The sequence below is a fragment of the Intrasporangium sp. genome, assembly GCF_036566125.1.
Classification (GTDB): domain Bacteria; phylum Actinomycetota; class Actinomycetes; order Actinomycetales; family Dermatophilaceae; genus Intrasporangium.
The window spans coordinates 1-2,501 of record NZ_DATCWX010000299.1 but is presented as its reverse complement, the minus strand read 5'-3'; the positions used below and the strand labels follow the sequence as shown (position 1 = coordinate 2,501).

General features: G+C 69.7%; 4 protein-coding genes. 2 read left to right on the top strand and 2 right to left on the bottom strand.

Going from position 1 to position 2,501, the window contains the following annotated elements; genetic code table 11:
• Positions 1–132: a DUF3516 domain-containing protein gene (locus VIR15_RS17910; RefSeq protein ID WP_331930230.1), complete on the top strand. Its 132-nt coding sequence runs from the start codon at positions 1–3 to the stop codon at positions 130–132.
• A gap of 36 nt (positions 133–168) precedes the next feature.
• On the opposite strand, the gene VIR15_RS17905 is transcribed toward VIR15_RS17910, so the two are convergent.
• Entirely contained in the window at positions 169–1,140 is a 972-nt protein-coding gene (locus VIR15_RS17905; RefSeq protein ID WP_331930228.1) for a zinc-binding dehydrogenase, read from the bottom strand.
• Positions 1,141–1,300: 160 nt separating this feature from the next.
• Between VIR15_RS17905 and VIR15_RS17900 the strand changes: the two genes are divergently transcribed.
• Entirely contained in the window at positions 1,301–2,098 is a 798-nt protein-coding gene (locus VIR15_RS17900; protein ID WP_331930226.1) for a DUF1206 domain-containing protein, read from the top strand.
• Here the strand turns inward: VIR15_RS17900 and VIR15_RS17895 are convergent.
• Positions 2,062–2,501 (bottom strand): phosphatase PAP2 family protein (locus VIR15_RS17895; protein ID WP_331930225.1); only part of this gene is annotated, 440 nt, incomplete at its 5' end. The two genes, VIR15_RS17900 and VIR15_RS17895, sit on opposite strands and share 37 nt — an antisense overlap.

Here is a 2,501-nt window from a genome sequence, read left to right as displayed (position 1 = left end):
CTGCGCCAGGTCGTCGTCGACCCGGACGGCGACCTCGACTGGGGCATCACCGCCGGGATCGACCTCGCCGCGAGCGACGAGGTCGGCGCCGCCGTCCTCACGGTCACGGGCTTCGGGCGGCTCGGCGGCTGAGACCTCAGCCGCTCGGAGCGCCGTCCACCGCAAGAATCAGGGCAGCAGCACGACCTTGCCCATGGTCCGGCGCGACTCGAGGTCGGAGTGGGCCCGGGCCGCCTCGTCGAGCGGGTACGTCGTCACAAGCGGTGCCCAGCGTCCCCCGGCCACCCGCTCGAGGGCCCGTCTCGCAAGGCCCGGGATCCCACCCGGCAGTGCAAGCATCCGCGCACCGAGGGACCACGACACGGTGAGCCCCCGATCGATGACGTCCGCTGTCGTGAAGCCGGTCGGCTCGCCCGACGAGTAGCCGAACATGACGAGCCGACCACCCGGCCCGAGCAGCTCGAGCGCCCGCCGCCCGACGTCGCCACCCACCCCGTCATACACCACGCTGGGCTCGCCGACCGCGTCACGGACTCGCTCGTCCCAGCCGTCCTGGCTGTAGTCCTCGGCGTACGACAGACCGAGCGTGCTGAGCCGCTCGACCTTCTCGCGGCTGCCAGCCAACGCGACGACGGCCGCGCCGGCATCTCTCGCACCCTGGGCCAGCAGCCAGCCCAGACCTCCCGCCGCCGAGGGGATGAGCACCGTGTCGGTGGGCCCGACCGGCTCGCTCTCGAGGACGCCCATGGCGGTCCGACCGGTGCCGACGGCCGCGACGGCGTCCGCGACCTCGACGCGGTCCGGCAGGGCGAAGAGCTTCCCGGGATCGGTGAGCGCCTGCGATGCGTAGCCGCCCGGGACCATGCCGAGGTGGGCGACGACGCGGCGGCCAAGCCATTCGGGTGGTACCTCCGATCCGATGGCGTCGACGACCCCGGCCACCTCCCGGCCAGGGATCGTCGGCAGCTCAGGCTGAGGCATCGGGCCGGGCTTCCCCCAGCGCAAGGTCGTGTCGAGGAGGTGCACACCGCTCGCCTGGACCGCGATGCGTACCTGTCCCGGCTCGGGCGTGAGGTCCGGCAGGTCCTCAGGCCTGAGGTTCCCTGCCGGACCGAACTCGTGAAGTCTGATCGCTCGCATGTGGGCAGCCAACAATCTCAAGTCAGCTTGATGTCCAGTGATTTGCGCGCGGGGCTCGTGACAGGGTGCCCATGCCCGGCGTGGCTGAACTACCCCAAGAGACGAGGTCGAGCCGCGTTGCGGGTAAGGGGAGGGCAGACACCAGCGAAAGGACGTTGTGATGGCGAACATGAACACGGGCGAGGTCAGAGACGTGGCCCGGCGAGCAGAGAACCAGGATGCGCTCCTGATGGCGGCTCGGGTGGGATACGCCGTGAACGGCGTGCTCCATTTGCTCATCGGCTGGATCGCCCTGTCGCTCGCGTGGGGTCTCGGCACTTCTCAGAGCGCTGACCAGTCAGGGGCGCTCGGTGCCCTCGGGTCGAACACGTTCGGGCGGATTCTGCTCTGGATCGCCGTCATCGGCTGGCTCGGCCTCGGGCTGTGGCACCTCCTCCAGGCCCTGCTCAGCCGCGGTGAGGCGAAGGACCGGCTGAAGTACCTCGCCAAGGGCGTCACCTACCTCGTCCTGACCTGGCTGGCGTTCGCGTTCGCCCGCGGGAGCGGCTCGTCGAGCAAGCAGCAGACGTCCGACTTCACGTCCACCCTGATGGGCCGGCCGTTCGGGACTGGCCTCGTCGTCCTCGTCGGCCTGGTCATCATCGCCGTCGGCATCTACCACATCAACAAGGGCTGGAAGCGGAAGTTCCTCGCCGACCTCCAGGAGCACCCGGGCGAGGCGGTCGAGAAGCTTGCCCGCTTCGGCTACATCGCCAAGGGCGTCGCCCTCATCGTCGTCGGCGGCCTCTTCGGCATCGCCGCCGCACAGAACGACCCCAAGGAGTCCACCGGCCTCGACGGAGCCCTGAAGACCCTGCTCGAGGCCCCGGCCGGACAGTGGCTCGTGACGCTCGTGGCCCTGGGCTTCATCGCCTTCGCGATCTACTCGTTCGTCCGCGCGAAGATGGCTCGCGTCTGAGGGCTGCTCACGTCGCTCCGACGCCGCAGCCAGTACCAAGCCAGCAGGGCGCAGACAACACCATTGACCACGCCGACCAGGACGTCGGTCAGGTGGTGCATGCCTCGGTAGAGCCGCGCGTAGGAGACGAGGAGCGGCACGAGGAGGCACACGATGGTGACGAGCCGGCGCAACCAGGTCCGCTCGATCCGCTGCGCCATGAAGGCGAACGTCAGGTAGAGGGCCGTCGCCGCGCCGACGTGACCGCTCGGGTAGCTCGACGTCGGTGGTGCCGGGTCCAGCTTCGGGACTTCTGGTCGCGGGCGCGCGACGACCCACGCCGCGATGACGAAGACCGTCGCCTGGATCGAGATGGCGATGGCGGGGACGATGGAGTACCACCACTGCCTCGTTCGCCACAGGA

What these genes read in the sequence shown, in the direction of transcription:
- VIR15_RS17905 (WP_331930228.1), bottom strand. Translation starts at nt 1,140, where the DNA reads ATGCGAGCGATCAGACTTCACGAGTTCGGTCCGGCAGGGAACCTCAGG.
- VIR15_RS17900 (WP_331930226.1), top strand. Translation starts at nt 1,301, where the DNA reads ATGGCGAACATGAACACGGGCGAGGTCAGAGACGTGGCCCGGCGAGCA.